This window comes from Roseibium sp. LAB1 (genome assembly GCF_054658235.1).
Map to the genome: position 1 here is coordinate 476,280 of NZ_BAAGIB010000003.1, position 18,728 is coordinate 495,007.

Consider the following 18,728-nt stretch of genomic DNA (forward strand, 5'->3'; position numbering starts at 1 on the left):
CAAAGACAAAACACCCGGGGTTGGCCCCGGGTGTTCTTGTGTCCGGACCCGCTTGCCGAACAGATTCGCAAACGCAAGGCAAGCATGCCCGCGTTGAGCACCTTTATCAGTCGAAGACGGATGCGATCTGGTCGACGCTGACGCCTTCCTTGATTTCACGCAGGCGCGCATAGATCAGCGCGACAAGAATACTCAGGAAGCCCGCGCCAACGGTGGAAATGGCGGCGAACAGGATGACGCCGATAACCATGCCGATGCTGCCGGCAGAGGCCACCAGGCCGACGACGAACAGTGCGACGATGTTGATGATGGTGGCGCAGATGATAGCCAGCACCAGCGCACCCAGGATCGGCCAGCGGTATTCCTTGGTGAGATACTTGCTGCGTCCGAGACCGCCGAAACCGGCGCGTTCGATCACGACTGCCGGTGCCATGACGGCGAAAACCGCATAGACCCACAGGCCCGGAACGACCAGCAGAACCAGGCCGATACCGACGAGGATCGAAACCACGATCGACAGGACCGCCAGCGGCACGACTGCACTCAGTGCGGGGCCGAAATAGCGGCCGAGCTGTACCGGACGCGACAGCTTGGCGTCATAGGCGAGCTGTACCAGAAGCGCGGTGGTGATGGAATAGACCACCATGCTGACCAGAATGGACAGGACGTTGGCAATCGCGCTGCCGGGACCGGAAAATTCCTGTGCCTGGATGCCGAGAGCAGCACCAAAGCCGACCAGCAAGCCGGAAATCAGGAAGCCGATCAGGTTCGGCACGAAGCCGACGATGACAACCTGAACGAAATGCTTGAGGAGGATCGAGAAACTCTCGCCGATGATGGAGCCCACTCCAAGAGAAGCTGCCGGTTGGCTTAGGGTCGTGTCGCTCATTCAATTGCTCCGTAAAATTCCAATAGTTTTTTCAAAAGTGGCTATCTAATTCCAGCCCGCCTAATTCCAGCCCGCATGCCAGCGGTTTCAGCTCGACAATCAGGCGGTGAAGATCATCCGCCAGAGGCCAGGGCTGTCCGAAAACCGGTATATGCTGATCGCGCGAGCATCTTATCTTCTTTCGGCCGAACGAAGGGTGCTCTTGCGATTTTTCACCATAAAACCTTCTGCGGCGGGCGACAAGCGGGGCCATGCGCGGAAGTGCAGTCCTCCTGACACTCAGTCGAAGACGGCAGCTATCTGATCGACACCGACACCTTCCTTGATTTCCCGCAGCCTCCCATAGACCAGCGAGGCGAGGGTTGCCATGAGGCTGCTGCTCAGGGCGTTGGTTGCGGCAAACAGGGGCAGGGCCCAGACGTAATTGCCCTCACTGGCGAGAATTTCCACGGGGAAGGCTCCGGCGATCAGGATCGCCAGCGAACAGAGCCAGACCGGCAGGCCTGCCCCGGCAATCTGCCAGCGGTAGGATTTCGTCAGGGCCCAGCTGCGCCGCAGGCCGCCAAAGCCGATCTGCTCAATCACGACGGCGGGTGACAGGACAGAAAAGACCGCACATCCCCAGAGTGCGGCCACGGGCAGTACCGCAAGCGCCAGAAAGGAAATCAGGGTCGTGTCCACATAGACCGCCAGGAAGACAGGCGGCAGGACAATGAACACGAAGATGATGGCGAGCAGGCCGTTTTGCAGGCAGATCGGTATGATTGCCCTGAGCGCCGGCAGCACATAGCGGGCAATCGAGATCGGACGTTTCAGTCTGGCGTCATAGGTCAGCTGGGCGAGAAAAGCCGCGATGACGGCAAAGACGAGAATATCGACAAAGGCCGTGACAAGGTCGCCGAGCCCGGAAAGTTCGTTGGCGCCTTCGCTCTCCAGATTGAGCGCCGCGTTGAAGCCGACAAGGGAACCCGCCAGCAAGGACCCCAGAAGGCTTGGCAGAAAGCCGATCAAGAGAACCGGCACAAGATGCCGGAAGAGAATGGAAAAACTGCTTGCTATCAGCGTGCCGACACCAAGCGGCTGCCGTGCATGGCCTGGCTGCGTTCCGTCGTTCTGGCTCACCCGGTCCAGGAAATAGGCTCTGAGGGAGTGATTGTCCTGTTTCTGCAAACTGGCTGGTCCACCTGGTGACTGGAAACGCGTAGAGCCCTGTGGAAGGCTAACGATCTTCGCCGGATTGGGCGTAATGCTTGTTTTCCCGTTTGTCGCCGAACAACTGGCGTTGCTCAAGATGTTCGCGCTGCGCGTTGTAGAACGCCTGAAGGAACGGCAGCCGGTCCACCGGGGGCACCGGTGCGGCATAGCCGATCTTCTTGCGGATCTTTTCCACGATGGCTTCAAGGGTGGCGTTGCGCTGGCGGGCAGCTTCCGCCCCGGCAGGTGTGTTCTGGGCACGCAGCAGTGTTTCCAGTGTCTGCAGTTCGAAAGCGCCGTAATGGTCGAGCTGGTGCGACAGGAAGACGAACTTCTTGCGTGTCGTCCCAACCGGGACCGTCTCGCTTGCCAGATCCTTCAAAAGCACCGGCACGGGCAGGTGGATCACATGGGTGCCGGCCATCATGTCGCCCAGCCGGCGCCGGTAGCGGTTGAACAACGGTATCATCAGCGCCATCGTGACCCAGGCAAAGGCGGCAAGCGAGGCCAGCGGTGTTGCCGAATCCAGCGTCAGAAGCAGCGTTCCGGGCAGAAAGATTTCCGCTTCCTTCATCAGGTTGCGCAGGACGAGTGCGCGGGCGGTCAGCGGTCCGCCGTCGTGGGAGACCACCTTGATCTTCATCAGGCGCTTGCCGACGGTCTGACCGTTCCACGCCAGCTCGGCAAGGACGTAGTAGGGAACGCGGATCAGGAAGAACAGCAGGACGCTGATGGCCGTCAGTGTCTGTGGTGTTGTCAGGTCGATGAGGGCAAGCAGGATCACCAGGCAGGCAGCGGCTATCACCGTCAGCACGATATCGGTGAGCTGGGCTGCAAAGCGCACGCCGATGCCCGCGATTGGCAGCGTAAGCGCCACGCCTTCCGGCGGCACCAATGTTGACGGTGACGGTCGGTCACTCTTGTTTCGTTTCCAGAAGCGCAGTCTCATCGCCGGCTCCGTCCGCCCAGGAGGAACCAGGACAGCCAGAGCGCACCGATGCCCCAGCCGATGATCAGCCGGGCTTCAAGGTCCTGCACCAGTTGCCGGCCGAAGCCTTCCAGAAGTGCGGCGGCCACCAGCATGATGGCCGCGACGATCGCCAGTTTCACCGCGTCGCGCCCGGCCTCCCGCAAGGCAACGCTGCGTGACCGGTCACCAGGAAAAAGCACTGCGGCACCCAGTTGCAACCCGCCGCCACAGGCAATGCAGATGGCCGAGATTTCGGTCACGCCATGGATAGACAGCCAGCCGACAAGGTCTAGGCCAAGGCCCCGGTCGACGTGGAGAGCCAGAAACGCCCCCAGGGACAAGCCGTTGTAGAACGTCAACAGAATGGCAGGTGCGCAGGCAAAGACGCCAAGTCCGAAAACGAAGATCGCGATGCGGGTGTTGTGGGAGAACAGGTAGGTGGCAAACGCACCGAGCCCGCTTGCCTGGTCGGCGCCGTAGATCACGGACCGCAGGGATTCGGTTGTCGCGTCGGGGCCTCTGTTGCCGGCAAGCTCGGACGGCATCATCACGTAGAACCAGTCGTTGTTCTCGAAATAGAGCAGATAGCCCGTCAAGGCGCCGAGGGCCATGCACAGGAAGCCGAGCAGGATAAAGAGCCAGGACTGGCGCATGGCCCTTGGCGCGCCTTCCTTGAAGAAGCGCTCCATCAACCCGCCAAGCCGTTCCTGCGGAGCGTAGACACACAGATACGCGCGCGCCGTGAGCGCTTCCAGATAGCCGAGCAGAGCCTTGTCGAGCGAGATTTCGCGCGCAATCGCCAGAGAGGTCGTTGCTTGCCGGTAAAGCGAGGCCAGATCCCGGGTCTCCGCGAACTCCATGTGCTGAAGGCCCCGGCCTTCCGCCTTGCGGACCAGGGTTTCCAGCCGTTGCCAGTCGGCTTCCCGCTCCTTGCGGAACCGGGCGGAGCGCATCAGATCCTGTGTGTCCATCAGATCAGCTCCCGGGCCTTGATTTCAAGATAGGCGGAAATCAGCCGCGCGGTGACGGCATTCGGTTTGGCGTCCACGATGGTAACGCCCATGCGGGACAGCTTTTCAAACACAAGGCGGCGTTCGTTGAGGGCCTGATTGGCTGCAACAAGCGTGGCCGCGCCATCTAGATCCCCCGGGGCCGTTTCCACCAGCTCTTCCAGGTCGGGGTCGCGGATGGCGACGAAGATCAGCAAGTGACGCTTGGCCAGGATGCCGATGTTCTCCACCAGCAGCTCGGCCGAGGTGGTGTCGACGAAATCGGTGAAGATGATCAGCAGGCTGCGCTTGGGCGTGCGTGCGTTCAACTCGGTCAGGGCAAGGGTGTGGTTGGTTTCTCGGCTGACATAGGACAGCTCTGCCGTCCAGCTGCGCAGCCGCGCGAATGCGGTTCGGCCCGGAGCGGGGGCTGAAAAGGTGCGTGGTTTCACGTCATAGGAATAATAGCCGACCAGATCGCCGCCGATGGCTGCTGCCCAGGCGGTTGCCAGTGCGGCGGTCACGGCGTGGTCGATCTTGGGCAGGCCGCCGATCTCCTCGCGCATCAGGTAGCCGTTGTCGAGTGCGACGATGACGTGGTGGTTGCGCTCGGCGCGCAATTCCTTGGCAACGAGCGCGCGCCGCCGGGCCGACCGCTTCCAGTCGATTGTCTTGATGTCCATACCCTGGACGAAATCCCGAAGCTGCTGGAATTCCGATCCCTCGCCGACGGCACGGTTTTCCTTCACACCGTACAGCGTCGACAAAACGGTGGTGGTGATCTGCCCGGATTGCACCATCCGGATGTTCGGCACGACCCGGATCTCCGCCCCGACAACCAGCTTCGGCACGAACTCCAGCAGCTTGAGTCGGGAATGCCAGAACAGCCAGAGATGATCCAGACGCCAGACACCGCGCCGGACCGCCCGGCACGCAATCTCGGCACGCGCGGCGCCGTCCGTTGCCGTGGAAAATGCGAATACGGCGTCACCGGCGAGGCCGTCCGGCCAGTCGAGTTTCCCCTGCAGGCCCTGAGGTGCCTGTTGCAGATCCAGTTCCAGCCTTGCCGTCTCGCCGACGAAGACCTCGGCCGGGGCCTCGAAGGTCAGGTTCTGCGGACGCCGGAGCGACAGGACCAGATCGATGACGACCAGGAGCACGAGCACGACCCAGGGAACCGCGCCGATTTCACGCGCGGCTCCCCCGGTTACAACCGTGATCACCGAGACGGCCAGGGCCACCGCGCCAAAGGCAAGCAGTCGTTTGGAGGGCCGGATCAGCGGGGGGCCTCGATCTGGTTGAGAATGTTTTCCAGGACCTGCGCCGGGCTGCGTCCTTCGATTTCCGCCGCCGGACCGAGGACGATCCTGTGGCGAAGGGCCGGAACGAACAGGCGCTTGACGTCGTCCGGAATGGCATAATCGCGTCCGTTGAGCGCCGCCGTTGCCCGCGCCGCACTTGCCAGGGCATCAGCCGCACGTGTCGAAGCGCCGAAGGCGATCTCGGAGCTTTGACGGGTCGCACGGATCAGACGCAGGATATAGGCCAGGATATCGTCCTTCAGGATGATGCTGTCGACCAGCGCCCGAGTTTCCTCAAGGGTGGCGGAATCGAGCACCTTGGCCAGCGTGGCGGTCTCCATGCCGGCTTCCAGCGGTTTGTCCGCGTGTTGCCGCAGGATCGCCATTTCGATGTCTTCGGGCGGGAAGTCGATCACCAGCTTGAACAGGAACCGGTCGAGTTGGGCTTCCGGCAGAGGATAGGTGCCCTGCTGCTCGATGGGGTTCTGCGTGGCGACGACGATGAATTCCCGCCCGAGGGAATGATCCGTGCCGTCGATGCTGACCATGCGTTCGCTCATGGCCTGCAGAAGAGCTGCCTGGGTCTTGGGCGGGGCGCGGTTGATTTCGTCGGCCAGCAGCACCTGCGAGAACACCGGTCCCTTGGTCAGTACGAAGGCGTTGGTGCGGAAGTCGAAGATCGAAGTGCCGAGCACGTCTCCGGGCATCAGGTCCGGTGTGAACTGAATGCGGCCGAAATCGAGTGCGAGAGCGGCCGAGAAACTGCGGGCGAGCAGCGTCTTGGCCGTTCCGGGAGGGCCTTCCAGCAGCACGTGGCCGCGGGCAAACAAGGCGATCAGCAACAGGTCGATGATGTCGTCCTGGCCGAGAACGGTCCGGCCGATCTCCGTCCGCAAGGCATCGGTCCGTTCGCGCAGCGCTTCAAGCGTCATGGGTTATTTGCTCCAATACCTGTTCCAATTGGTCAATGTGCTGGATGGCTTCCGTCGCTGGAAGCCGGGCAGGCAGTTTTCGAATGTCGGCCAGGATCGCGCGCAGGCGCGGCGCAAGGCCCGGGTGCCGCCGTTCGGTGTAGGTCAGAAAGGCGTCTTCGCTGGCATAGTGGCGGGCATGGGCCGGGCCGAACAGGGCAGATGCCGTTGCCGAAATGCGGGCGGTCGCATATTCGCGGACAAGGGCACCATCCTGGCCGGACAGCCGCATCAGCCGGGCGCGGGCCCGGACGGCCAGATCCTTGCCCGCACCGGGGCCGGTCTCTTCGTCGCGTATGGCGCCGTACCGGATGAAACCGCGCCACAAGGCCAGACCCAGCAAAAGCGCGGTGCCGAGCCACAGGGTCAGGAAGGGCGGGCCTAAGAAGCGCAGCAGGTCTTCCCAGGTGCGCTCGCGCTTGGGTTCGGTCACGGGATCGCGCAGCCAGGAGGACCGGCTGTAGTCGATCACGATGTTCCGGGTGCCTGCCTTTTCGGTGAGGACATCCAGGGCAATCCGGGCATTGTCGCCCAGCCGCAGGCCGTGGTTGTTGATCAGGTCCGGATCGGACAGCACCAGAATGCGCTCCTCATCGCCGTCTCCCGTTTGCGCGAGCGGGCAATCGGCCAGCAGCATCGCGCCGGTGTCGCCAACAATCGGGCGGCAGCTTTCGTTGGCGAAGGTCTGGGCGGCATAGATCTCCGCCTGCAGGGCATCGCCTTCCTGCGACCGGTACCTGAACTCCGTGAAGGGGCGATTTGCGGCGGCAATCTTCGTGCCGCGGGTGCCGGTGACCGTGTTCACGATCGCCTGCAGACGATCCGCCTCAATCTTCAGGAAAGGGTGGGCGAGGCCGGTCAGGCGCATGCCACTGCGCCATTTCGGCAGCACGAGCAAGGTTGGAACACGCTCGGCCTTTTCGGAAATGACGGCGGTTTCCAGATCATATTCGTCCTGCTGCAGCAGCAGTTCTTCCTTGGTGCGCGGCGTGCTGCGATCGCTGTCCGGCAGCGTGTCGTAAAGCGGCACCACCAGCAGGCCGACCGACGTCTGGTCCATCAGCCAGCCGCCGGCAAAATTCTGCGCGCTGGCGCCATTTGTCGCGAGCCAGACCTGCAGGCCGTCCAGCCCGGCGGGCGACCGGCGCAAAACCTGCTGGCGCTGGGACAGGATGTACCAGCCGGCAATCAGCACCGCGACGCAGATCAGCGCGATGACAGCGGTTTCAAGGCTGGGACCCTTCGGGCGTGTGTTTGCTGCGCTCTCGCTCATGCCGCCTCCGGACCCAGAAGGTAGCGGCAGTTCGCAACATGGTCGTTGAACTCGTCCTCGCTGACATCCCTGCCGCCGAACTGTACCCGTTCAGCCATCGTCACGAGTTTGCGCAGCAGCTCTCTGGCTTGGCTTTCCGGCAACTGGCGCAAGGCGTCGCGTGCCGTCCAGCTGCGCTGCATCAGGATGCCGTTGGCGGAAATGGCGGTGGCCAGTACCTTTTGTGTCAGCAGCACCAGGGCCCTGCGCCGGTCTTCCATGCGCAGGATCTCGTCAAGCGGGGCAAGCTTTTCCGCCCAGACGGGAGCTTGCCCCCGCATCCTGGTGCGGGTGCTGTCGGGATTGCTGGCCTCGCGGCCGAGCGACACCGTCAGCCGGCCGCCGAAGCGCAGGAAGAGATAGGCAACCGCGGCAAGGAAGCCGGCAGCGATCAGGCCGGGAATCCAGCGATCGTCACCATCGGCTTGAGGCTTGTCTGCTGCCGGTTTCGGCGGTTCCTGCTCCGTGTCCAGTTTGGGCGGTGGCGCGGACGGATCGAAATAGACCACATCCGTATCGATCCCGCGCAGGCGGATGGCACGCAGGTACTCCTTGCCCGAGTCGCCGATTTCAAGCGGTTCCTGAACGGCTTCCTGTGCATATGAAGGGAGCAAAGTCCCTGAAAGGATCAATAAAAAACAGACGATCGAAAATCGGCGCATATCGGGTTTATTAGCCGCTCGCCCTGACCTGCGCAACCGACAGCTGCTGCCAGGGTTCCGTTAGGATCACGCTCCCCGTTTTACCCAGGGCATTCACTGCCCAATCCGCTCCAGATGCTCGCCGAAATAGAGCATGTTCCCGTCCGGGTCCCTTGCGCCGAATTCGCGCATGTCCCAGGGCCGGTCGGTGATCGTCTCGGCGATATCGGCGCCCGCTTCTGTCACCGAGGTGTAATAGCCGTCGATCCCGGCCACGAAGCAATAGGCCGTCGCCGGATGCCGTCCGGCCCCGGCCGACAGATGCAATTCGACATGGTCCCGGCACAAAATGGCATAGCGGTTGGGCTCGGCCTCCGTATCCGCCCATTCAAACCGGCTCTTGAACAGGAGCCTGTTCCGGTAATAGGCGACGGCGGCCTTCAGGTCGGAAACCGGAAAGACCGGAGCGATATGGGAGAGATGCGGTGGTTTGGTATCTGGCATGAGGAAACCTCCGGAACTGCCTGAGGTTGAGCCTGACGGACTTTTCCACCAGTGGCAAATAACAAAAGCGCCCTGCAGGGTCCGCGGCTAGGCGACTAACTCTCGGCTGGTCATTCCAGGCGGTCTGCAGCGTAGCTGCATGACCCGATCTGGAATCCAGTGAATCAGCGTGAGCGAAAGTGAGCACAAACTCAAACAAGCATCTGACACTTAAAAAAGACGCGCCCGGGGCGCGAAGCATGCGCTGGGTTCCGGATCAGCGCGCAGCTTCGCTGCACTTGTCCGGAATGACTCACCGAGAGGTTTGTTATCTAACAAAACGGGCCCCTCAGGGCCCGCTTCGATCTCACCTGACTTGAAAAGCCGGCCCTCAGCCCGTCACCAGGTTCCGCAGCACGTAGTGCAGGATGCCGCCGGCCTTGATGTATTCCAGTTCGTCCAGCGTATCGACGCGGCACAGGCACTCGATGGTCTTGGTGGTGCCGTCCTCATAGGTGACCTCCACGTCCATCATCTGGCGCGGCTGGATGTCGGCGATACCCTTGATGGTCACGCGTTCCTTGCCGGTGATGTTGTGCGACTGCCAGCTCTCGCCTTCCTTGAAGGTGAGCGGGATAACGCCCATGCCGACCAGGTTGGAGCGGTGGATACGCTCGAAGGACTGGGCGATGACCGCACGTACGCCAAGAAGGTTGGTGCCCTTCGCGGCCCAGTCACGGGATGAACCCGTGCCGTATTCCTTGCCGGCGAAGACGACCAGCGGAACACCTGCTTCCTTGTATTCCATGCAGGCGTCGTAGATCCATTCCTTCTTGCCGTCCTTCATGGTGACGCCGCCCTCGACACCCGGAACCATCTGGTTCTTGATGCGGATGTTGGCGAAGGTGCCGCGCATCATGACTTCGTGGTTGCCGCGGCGCGAGCCGTAGGAGTTGAAGTCCTTCTGGGCGACCTGATGATCGGACAGGTACTTGCCTGCCGGGCTGTCCAGCTTGATCGAGCCGGCCGGAGAAATGTGGTCGGTGGTGATGCTGTCCAGGAACAGACCCATGACCGCCGCGTTCTCGATGTCCTGAAGCGGCTTCGGCTCCATGGTCATGCCTTCGAAGTAGGGCGGGTTCTGGACATAGGTCGAGGACACCGGCCAGGAGTAGGTCAGGCCGCCTTCCACCTTGATGCTCTGCCAGTGCTCGTCGCCCTTGAAGACGTCGGAATAGCGGGTGCGGAACATTTCCTCGTTGATGGAAGCGCGGATCAGGTCGGTGATCTCTTCCGTGGTCGGCCAGAGGTCCTTCAGGTAGACCGGATTGCCGTCCTGATCGTCGCCGAGCGAATCCTCGGTGATGTTGATGTTCAGGTTGCCGGCAAGGGCGTAGGCGACCACCAGCGGGGGGGAGGCCAGATAGTTGGCGCGCACATCCGGATTGACACGGCCCTCGAAGTTGCGGTTGCCGGACAGTACCGAGCAGGCAATCAGGTCGTTGTCGTTGATCGCCTTGGAAATCGACGGATCCAGCGGGCCGGAGTTGCCGATACAGGTGGTGCAGCCATAGCCGGCCAGGGTGAAACCGAGCGCGTCGAGATCATCCTGTACGCCTGCCTTTTCGAGGTAGTCCGTCACCACCTGGGACCCGGGTGCGAGAGATGTCTTCACCCAGGGCTTCACCTTCAGACCCCGCTTCAGCGCGTTGCGTGCCACAAGGCCCGCGCCGATCAGAACGGAGGGGTTGGAGGTGTTGGTGCAGGATGTGATGGCGGCGATCACCACATCGCCGTTGCCGATGTCGTAGTCCTTGCCCTCAACGGCAACGCGCTTGGACAGCTCGCCCGCCTTCTTGAATTCGTCGGTCATGGTCTTGACGAAACCGGCCGCGGCATCGGCAAGGTTGATGCGGTCCTGCGGGCGTTTCGGGCCGGAGATCGCCGGAACGACGGTGGAAATGTCCAGTTCCAGCGTGTCGGTGAAGACCGGCTCTTCGTCGCCCGAACGGAACATGCCCTGTGCCCTGGCGTATTCGGCAACCAGGGCAACGCGGTCCTTGTCACGGCCGGTGGCTTCCAGATACTTCAGGGTTTCCTTGTCGACCGGGAAGAAGCCGCAGGTCGCGCCGTATTCCGGGGCCATGTTGGCGATGGTGGCCGCGTCTTCCAGGGACAGGTTGTCGAGGCCGGGGCCATAGAACTCGACAAACTTGCCGACGACGCCTTTCTGGCGCAGCATTTCCACGACGCGCAGCACGAGGTCGGTCGCGGTGATGCCTTCGTTCAGCTTGCCGGTCAGCTTGAAGCCGACGACTTCCGGGATCAGCATGGAGATCGGCTGGCCGAGCATGGCGGCTTCCGCCTCGATGCCGCCAACGCCCCAGCCCAGAACCGCCAGGCCATTGACCATGGTGGTGTGGCTGTCGGTGCCGACCAGCGTGTCCGGATAGGCGATGGTTTCGCCGTCCTCGTCCCTGGTCCAGACGGTCTGGGCCAGGTATTCCAGGTTCACCTGGTGGCAGATGCCGGTTCCCGGGGGAACGGCACGGAAATTGTTGAAGGCGGACTGGCCCCAGCGCAGGAATTCGTAGCGCTCGCGGTTGCGCTCATATTCCAGTTCGACGTTTTGCCTGAAGGCGTCCTTGGTGCCGAAATAGTCGATCATCACCGAGTGGTCGATGACGAGGTCGACCGGAACCAGCGGGTTGACCTTTTCCGGGTCGCCGCCGAGCTTCACGGCGGCATCGCGCATGGCGGCAAGGTCGACCACGGCCGGAACACCGGTGAAGTCCTGCATCAGCACTCGGGCCGGGCGATAGGAGATCTCATGATCGGACTTGCGGGTCTTCAGCCATTCGGCGCAGGCAAGAATATCTGCCTTGGTCACCGTGCGGCCGTCTTCGAAGCGCAGCAGGTTCTCAAGCACGACCTTCAACGAGAACGGCAGTCTGGAAACGCCTTCGAGGCCGTTCTTTTCCGCTTCGGGAATGGAAAAATAGGTGTAGGTCTTGCCGCCGGCGGTCAGTGTTTTCTTACACTTGAAGCTGTCGAGGGACTGGGTCACGACGTGCGATCTCCTTCATTGTCCAAAAGGCCCGGGCCGTAAATGTGCCGGTGCCTGGCATACTCTCTCAAGGCTCCGGACGCGGAGCCAAGACGCTCTGCCATCCGGCACCCTTCCGCGCGGGTGCGATGAGAGCCTCTCCCTCAGTCGCCGCCGCAAATTGATGCGCCGCACCTATAGCAATCTTTAGCTTCATCCACCAGACATGACACCGAAGCGGTTGTCGATACTTCGGGTGAAGTTTCAGCCCCTTGAATGGCGCTGTCGGGATCTTGAAGCCTGGAAACACCTTCGCAAATTCGAAGGTGCGATCCTGGGTGCATGCAGATGCGCCAACCGGTATATAGACATCATTTAGTGGATGGGAAGATATTGCATACCATTGTATACTGAATTAAAACGCCGCTCAGCCAGCTTGTCCCGGCGCGCCAGATCCAAGGCAAACCGGAGAACAAGCCTGATCCAAACACCGAGGACGCCGGACCATCATGAGCTTGTATGAAGACTACCTGAAAGAGATCGAGACCCGCAAAGGCCAGGGCCTGCATCCCAAGCCAATCGAAGACGGCGCACTTGTTGAAGAGATCGTCGCGCAGATCAAGGATACCGGCCACAAGCACCGGCAAGAGTCGCTCAAGTTCTTCATCTACAACACGCTGCCGGGCACCACGAGTGCGGCCGGCGCGAAGGCGAAGTTCCTGAAGGAGATCATTCTCGGCACCTCCGTCGTTGAAGAGATCACGCCGGCATTTGCCTTTGAACTGCTGTCCCACATGAAAGGGGGCCCGTCTGTCGAGGTTCTGCTGGATCTGGCTCTTGGCGACGATCAGTCGATCGCGAAGAACGCGGCCGAAGTTCTGAAGACGCAGGTGTTCCTCTATGATGCCGACACCTCGCGGCTGAAGGCGGCCTATGAGGCGGGCAACGAAATTGCCAGGGACCTTCTGGAAAGCTATGCCCAGGCCGAGTTCTTCACCAAGCTCCCGGACATCGATGAAGAGATCAAGGTCGTCACCTATGTCGCCGCTGAAGGCGATATTTCCACCGACCTCCTGTCTCCCGGCAACCAGGCCCATTCGCGCTCCGACCGCGAGCTGCACGGCAAGTGCATGATCTCCGAAGCGGCCCAGAAGGAAATCGAGGCGCTGAAGCTGCAGCACCCGGGCAAGCGCGTCATGCTGATTGCCGAGAAAGGCACCATGGGCGTGGGCTCGTCCCGCATGTCCGGCGTCAACAACGTCGCCCTGTGGACCGGCAAGCAGGCAAGCCCCTATGTTCCCTTCGTGAACATCGCCCCGGTCGTCGCCGGGACGAACGGCATTTCCCCGATCTTCCTGACCACTGTTGGCGTGACGGGCGGCATCGGCATCGACCTGAAGAACTGGGTCAAGAAGCTGGACGAAAACGGCAAGCCGATCCTGAACAACGACGAAAGCCCGATCCTGGAACAGAAATACTCTGTCGAAACGGGCACGGTTCTGACGATCAACACCAAGTCCAAAAAGCTTTGCAATGACGCCGGCGATGAAGAGCTGGCCGACGTTTCCTCGGCCTTCACGCCGCAGAAGGTCGAATTCATGAAGGCTGGTGGCTCCTACGCCATCGTCTTCGGCAAGAAGCTGCAGAGCTTTGCCGCCGAAACGCTCGGCATCGACGTGCCGCCCGTTTTCGCGCCGAACAAGGAAGTGTCGCACGAGGGCCAGGGCCTGACCGCGGTTGAAAAGATCTTCAACAAGAACGCTGTCGGCGTGACCGAAGGCAAGGTCCTGCACGCGGGCTCCGACGTCCGCGTAAAGGTCAATATCGTCGGGTCACAGGACACGACCGGCCTGATGACCGCGCAGGAACTGGAAGCCATGGCGGCGACGGTGATTTCCCCGATCGTCGACGGCGCCTATCAGTCCGGCTGCCACACGGCATCCGTCTGGGATCTGAAGGCACAGGCCAACATCCCGAAGCTGATGAGCTTCATGAACAAGTTCGGCCTGATCACAGCCCGCGATCCGAAGAACGTCTATCATCCGATGACGGACGTGATCCACAAGGTGCTGAACGACATCACCATCGACGACTGGGCGATCATCATCGGCGGCGACAGCCACACCCGCATGTCCAAGGGCGTTGCGTTCGGAGCGGACTCGGGCACCGTCGCGCTGGCGCTTGCGACCGGTGAAGCGACCATGCCGATCCCGGAATCGGTGAAAGTGACCTTCAAGGGGACCATGAAGGACTACATGGACTTCCGCGATGTCGTCCATGCAACCCAGGCCCAGATGCTGAAGCAGTTCGGTGACAACGTCTTCCAGGGCCGGATCATCGAGGTTCACATCGGCACCCTGCTGGCCGACCAGGCCTTCACGTTCACGGACTGGACTGCAGAGATGAAGGCAAAGGCCTCCATCTGTATCTCGAACGACGACACGCTGATCGAATCGCTCGAGATCGCCAAGAGCCGTATCCAGATCATGATCGACAAGGGCATGGACAATGCCAACAAGGTTCTGCAGGGCCTGATCGACAAGGCCGACAAGCGCATCGCCGAAATCCGGTCCGGCGAGAAGCCGGCGCTGACCCCGGACGACAACGCGAAATACTTCGCCGAAGTCGTTGTCGATCTTGACCTGATCGACGAACCGATGATCGCTGATCCGGACGTGAACAACGAGGATGTTTCCAAGCGCTACACCCACGACACGATCCGCCCTGTCTCCCATTATCGGGGCGAGAAGAAAGTGGATCTCGGCTTTGTCGGGTCGTGCATGGTGCACAAGGGCGACATGAAGATCGTTGCGCAGATGCTCAAGAACCTTGAAAAGACGCACAACAAGGTCGAGTTCAAGGCCCCGCTGGTGGTTGCGGCCCCGACCTACAACATCATCGACGAGCTGAAGGAAGAAGGCGACTGGAGCATTCTGCAGAAATATTCCGGTTTCGAATTCGACGACAGCGCGCCGAAGAGCTCCGCCCGGACCGAATACGAGAACATTCTCTATCTGGAACGTCCGGGCTGTAACCTTTGCATGGGCAACCAGGAAAAGGCCGCCAAGGGCGACACGGTTCTGGCAACCTCCACCCGTCTCTTCAAGGGCCGCGTTGTGGAAGATTCGTCCGAGAAGAAGGGCGAATCCCTGCTGGCCTCGACGCCGGTCGTGGTTCTGTCGGCCATTCTTGGCCGCACCCCGAGCCTCGACGAGTACAAGGCTGCCGTGGAAGGGATCGATCTGACCAAGTTCGCTCCGCCGCGCCAGAAGCCGCTCGATGCAAGGTCGGTTCATTTCTAAGAGCCGGACTGCGTTCGCAAGAACACAGATGCATTCAGGGGCCGTCCGATTGATGCCGATCGGGCGGCCCTGCCGTATTTGCAGGTCAGTTTGCGGTGTCGAGACCAAGCGGGTGATTGTCCGGCAGCTGGAAAAGGTGTTCCATGGGGATGGCCGGAGAGTGCGGCCGATTGCTTAATTTCATTTCCACGGGGGCTTTCATGACTTGCCGCTTGCCCGCAGTTCTTTTACTTCTCGCCGGATCCATCCAGGGAGCTCTGGCAGATCCGTGCCAGGACCGGTTCACGGAACTCTATCTGCAGCTCGACCAGACGACGCCGACCAAGACGCAGGTGACCACCGCCTTCAAGGGCGCGCCGCAGACCACCAATGACTTTTTCTATCTGTCACAGGACCATTATCTGACCGTGCCGACCTCGCCGGAAGGCCCTTGGGTGCTCGGTTATGGCAACGTGCTTTATCAGTCCGCCGACCAGGGCTCGACCTGGGAAAAAATCCGCGAGATGGACACTGGCCAGAACGCGGATCAGGCGCGGGCCGACAAGGAGACCAACGCGGCGACCATCCGCAATGCAGCCTGCGGCGAAGAAGAGCTGGACGGCCAGGCCGTAGAGGTGGTGGCGGCGGATATTACCGTCAGCCAGGGCATGGTCACGGAAAACCGCTACACCTACTTTGTCCGCCGCAGCGACGATTTCATCGTCAAGGCCGTCTACGACACCAAGGCGCCGTCGTTCGAAATGGTGACCACCCAGATCATCGAAAAAGCCCCCGGCCTGAACTTGCCGGTGCCGCAGTAAGTAAAGCGCCCGCGCTGCCGCCCCCAGCTTGCGCTTGGGCAAATCCTCAGGGCTCTGGCAACGGGTTGGCCCCGGGTTTCGCGATGCGCGCCCGGGGTGACACTTCTGGGAGGGAGTGATGCCCAGCTTGCCTTAGCCGCGTCCGCGATAGGACGCGACGCCCTGGTCGGGGATCCAGACGCCTTCCGGCGCCGGTCCGGTCTGGTAGAAGACATCGATCGGAATGCCGCCGCGTGGATACCAGTAGCCGCCGATGCGAAGCCACTCCGGATCGAGCAGGTCAACCAGCCGTTTGCCGATGGAAACCGTGCAATCTTCATGGAAGGCACCGTGGTTGCGGAACGATCCGAGGAACAGCTTCAGCGACTTGCTCTCCACCAGAAAATCACGCGGCACGTAGTCGATCACCAGATGGGCGAAATCCGGCGCGCCGGTGATCGGGCAGAGCGAAGTGAACTCCGGTGCGACGAACCGAACCATATAGCCGGTACCCGCCTGCGGGTTCAGCACTTTTTCCAGCACCGCCTTGTCCGGATCATCCGGCAGTTCGGTGGAAGACCCGAGCTGGGTCAGGTTTTCATAGATGCTCTTGTCGGACATGACGTTTTCCTCATTTCCAGCCTCAGCCTTGGAAGCGCGTCAGCGCTGTATCGAAGAACGGGCTGTCTGATCCTCAGTGCTCTGGAGCTTGCCGCCTCAGGTGACGGCTTACCCCGGACCTCATCCTGAGGAGGACCGTCAGGTCCGTCTCGAAGGATGGGTCGCTTGTTCCGTGCTTGCCGCCCATCCATCGAGACGCCGCTGGCGCGGCTCCTCAGGATGAGGGGGAGGTTTTGAAAAGCTTCCTCTCCGTCGTCATCCCGGTCCCGGCTCGCGCTGCGCCTGGCCGGGATGACGCCGGAGAGGCCGGTTCCTAAACCCCGCGCAAATTACCCCAGATCATCGTGTGAAGCTGGGGCAGGACGGTGGCTGTGTACCATCTGTCGGAGCTAACTTTGTCCACCAGCCAGCGCATGCGCTCCATGATGCCGGCCATGTCGATGGCGGCGTCGGTGTCTGTGGCTGCCGGCGGGGTGTGGTTGCCCGGTTGCAGGAAGCAGCTCAGATGCGGGTAGCGGTCGGAAACGTCCCGCGCAAAGGCATAGTCCGTTTCATCGAAGACGACGACTTTCAGCACGGTCTGGGTTTCAGGGCCTGCTGCCTCGACGCATTCGGCCAGGCGCTGCCAGTCGGTTTTCATGCCCGAAGAAGGCGGTTTGGGGCTCAGCGTCAGGACGTCGAGATCGGCAAACCAGTCCTTTGCCAGGCTGCCCTGCGTTTCCAGTGCGAAACGGTAGCCTTCTTTCCGGCCAAGTGCGATCAGGCCGCCGAGCGGCTGGATCGCGGGGTTGCCACCGGAAAGCGAAACGGTCAGCGGATTGCCGCCGGACAGGATCTCCACCTGCATCAAAATGGCTTCCGGCGTCATCGGGCACCATTCGTCCCGATGTGCGCTATCGACCGCATGCAGCGTGTCGCACCAGGAGCAGCGGTAATCGCAGCCGCCGGTGCGCACGAACACTGTGGGTTGGCCGATCAGAGCACCTTCGCCCTGGATGGTGGGGCCAAATATTTCACTGACCCGGATCTGTTCGATGCTCATGCCGCGCGTGCCCCCGGATAGACGAGGGGGCGGAATTCGGCGCAGGTCTTCGGCGTTTCCTTCACGCGAACGGCCGAGGTTTCCGGCCAGCGCTGGCGGCACCAGTTGTAGAAATGGCGCGCCATGGTTTCAGCGGTCACGCAATCGTCGCCCAGCACGTCATTCAGGTGCCGATGATCAAGCGTGTCGTCGATGAAGCGCTTGAACTCGGACAGTTCGCGGTAGTCACGCACGAAGCCGATGCCGTTCAGTTCCTCCGACATCAGCTCCACCTCGACCACATAGTTGTGGCCATGCAGGCGGGCGCAGGGGTGATCTTCTCCCAGACCAAGGATCTGGTGGCTGGCGGAGAAGTGGAATTCCTTGGTGATCCTAAACATTGCACGCCTCCTTCCAGAACGCTTCGTCTGCGTAGACCGTCGGGTCGATGCCACCGGCCAGGTGGAAAGCTTCGCGCCGTTCCACGCAGGTGCCGCAGCGCCCGCAGTGAACCTCGCCGCCCTTGTAGCAGGACCAGGTCTTGCGATAGTCGACGCCGAGCCTCAGTCCCTCGGCGGCGATGTCCGCCTTGGAGGTGTGGACGTAAGGCGTAAAGAGGCTGATCTCGCCCATGCCTTCCAGCGCGTGGCGCTGCATGGTCTCGAAGCTTTCGGTGAAGGCCGGACGGCAGTCCGGATAGATGAAGTGGTCGCCGCCATGAACGGCGGTCGCGACCGCTTCGGCACCGCGCGCGCTGGCAATGCCGAAGGCAATGGAAAGCATGATCGCGTTGCGGTTCGGCACAACGGTGATCTTCATGGTTTCCTCGGCATAATGCCCGTCCGGTACGTCCAGATTGTCGGTCAGCGCCGAGCCGGTGAGCTGGCGGCCGATATTGGAAATGTCGATCAGGATATGCTCGGTTTTCAGCTCATCGGCACAGGCCTTCGCATAGTCCAGCTCCTTTTTGTGGCGCTGGCCATAGTCGAAAGAAATGAGGCCGATCAGCTCGTGTTCCCGCGCAACCTTGTGCGCAAGGGTGACGGAATCCATTCCGCCGGAACAGATGACAAGTGTTTTCAACGATGTGGTCCCTTGTTTTCGCTGTTGAACGCCCGTTGAGACGCTCGTCACCGGGTAGGCTGCGACCGGTGGTTCCCTTGTGGGAACGGCGCGCGTTTTAGCAGGTTTTCGCGAAAAGGGAAGGGT

At 61.5% G+C, this 18,728-nt stretch carries 16 protein-coding genes; 2 read left to right on the top strand and 14 right to left on the bottom strand.

Annotated features, from left to right (window positions below; translation table 11 throughout):
• Positions 1-106: 106 nt before the first annotated feature.
• The 10 genes from ACYQ54_RS20240 to acnA form a co-directional block, all read right to left on the bottom strand.
• Positions 107-889, bottom strand: a complete 783-nt coding sequence (locus tag ACYQ54_RS20240; protein ID WP_460085778.1) for a hypothetical protein — start codon at positions 887-889, stop codon at positions 107-109.
• A 279-nt stretch (positions 890-1,168) separates the two neighbouring features.
• Positions 1,169-2,059, bottom strand: coding sequence for a hypothetical protein (locus ACYQ54_RS20245; RefSeq protein WP_460085780.1), 891 nt, complete (start codon positions 2,057-2,059; stop codon positions 1,169-1,171).
• A 49-nt stretch (positions 2,060-2,108) separates the two neighbouring features.
• Positions 2,109-3,032, bottom strand: coding sequence for an RDD family protein (locus tag ACYQ54_RS20250; protein WP_460085781.1), 924 nt, complete (start codon positions 3,030-3,032; stop codon positions 2,109-2,111).
• Positions 3,029-4,024, bottom strand: coding sequence for a stage II sporulation protein M (locus ACYQ54_RS20255; protein ID WP_460085782.1), 996 nt, complete (start codon positions 4,022-4,024; stop codon positions 3,029-3,031). Before ACYQ54_RS20255 ends, ACYQ54_RS20250 begins: the two co-directional genes overlap by 4 nt.
• Positions 4,024-5,265 carry a DUF58 domain-containing protein gene (locus ACYQ54_RS20260; RefSeq protein WP_460085784.1) on the bottom strand — a complete coding sequence of 414 codons (1,242 nt, stop codon included), beginning with the start codon at positions 5,263-5,265 and terminating at the stop codon, positions 4,024-4,026. The genes ACYQ54_RS20255 and ACYQ54_RS20260 overlap by 1 nt, the downstream gene beginning before the upstream one ends.
• A 53-nt stretch (positions 5,266-5,318) precedes the next feature.
• Positions 5,319-6,275, bottom strand: a complete 957-nt coding sequence (locus tag ACYQ54_RS20265; protein WP_460085785.1) for an AAA family ATPase — start codon at positions 6,273-6,275, stop codon at positions 5,319-5,321.
• Positions 6,265-7,587 carry a hypothetical protein gene (locus tag ACYQ54_RS20270; RefSeq protein WP_460085786.1) on the bottom strand — a complete coding sequence of 441 codons (1,323 nt, stop codon included), beginning with the start codon at positions 7,585-7,587 and terminating at the stop codon, positions 6,265-6,267. The genes ACYQ54_RS20265 and ACYQ54_RS20270 overlap by 11 nt, the downstream gene beginning before the upstream one ends.
• Complete coding sequence (locus tag ACYQ54_RS20275) at positions 7,584-8,240, bottom strand: DUF4129 domain-containing protein (protein ID WP_460085788.1); 657 nt, start codon at positions 8,238-8,240, stop codon at positions 7,584-7,586. The genes ACYQ54_RS20270 and ACYQ54_RS20275 overlap by 4 nt, the downstream gene beginning before the upstream one ends.
• A gap of 141 nt (positions 8,241-8,381) precedes the next feature.
• Positions 8,382-8,771: a bleomycin resistance protein gene (locus ACYQ54_RS20280; protein WP_460085789.1), complete on the bottom strand. Its 390-nt coding sequence runs from the start codon at positions 8,769-8,771 to the stop codon at positions 8,382-8,384.
• A gap of 370 nt (positions 8,772-9,141) precedes the next feature.
• A complete protein-coding gene (acnA, locus tag ACYQ54_RS20285) occupies positions 9,142-11,817 on the bottom strand; it encodes an aconitate hydratase AcnA (protein ID WP_460085791.1) in 2,676 nt (891 codons plus the stop codon).
• Between the two features lie 488 nt (positions 11,818-12,305).
• On the opposite strand from acnA, the gene ACYQ54_RS20290 reads away from it, so the two are divergent.
• On the top strand, positions 12,306-15,098 hold the full coding sequence (locus ACYQ54_RS20290) for a bifunctional aconitate hydratase 2/2-methylisocitrate dehydratase (protein WP_460085792.1): 2,793 nt from the start codon (positions 12,306-12,308) through the stop codon (positions 15,096-15,098).
• Between the two features lie 200 nt (positions 15,099-15,298).
• The gene (locus ACYQ54_RS20295; RefSeq protein WP_460085793.1) at positions 15,299-15,898 is read left to right on the top strand and encodes a hypothetical protein; all 600 of its coding nucleotides are present in this window, start codon (positions 15,299-15,301) and stop codon (positions 15,896-15,898) included.
• A gap of 132 nt (positions 15,899-16,030) precedes the next feature.
• Here ACYQ54_RS20295 and queF read toward each other — a convergent pair whose 3' ends face one another.
• The 4 genes from queF to queC form a co-directional block, all read right to left on the bottom strand.
• The gene (gene queF, locus ACYQ54_RS20300) at positions 16,031-16,498 is read right to left on the bottom strand and encodes a preQ(1) synthase (protein ID WP_460085795.1); all 468 of its coding nucleotides are present in this window, start codon (positions 16,496-16,498) and stop codon (positions 16,031-16,033) included.
• Between the two features lie 313 nt (positions 16,499-16,811).
• Positions 16,812-17,540, bottom strand: coding sequence for a 7-carboxy-7-deazaguanine synthase QueE (gene queE / locus ACYQ54_RS20305; protein ID WP_460085796.1), 729 nt, complete (start codon positions 17,538-17,540; stop codon positions 16,812-16,814).
• Positions 17,537-17,920 carry a 6-carboxytetrahydropterin synthase QueD gene (queD, locus tag ACYQ54_RS20310; RefSeq protein WP_460085798.1) on the bottom strand — a complete coding sequence of 128 codons (384 nt, stop codon included), beginning with the start codon at positions 17,918-17,920 and terminating at the stop codon, positions 17,537-17,539. The genes queE and queD overlap by 4 nt, the downstream gene beginning before the upstream one ends.
• Entirely contained in the window at positions 17,913-18,602 is a 690-nt protein-coding gene (gene queC, locus ACYQ54_RS20315; RefSeq protein WP_460085799.1) for a 7-cyano-7-deazaguanine synthase QueC, read from the bottom strand. Before queC ends, queD begins: the two co-directional genes overlap by 8 nt.
• Between the last annotated feature and the right edge of the window lie 126 nt (positions 18,603-18,728).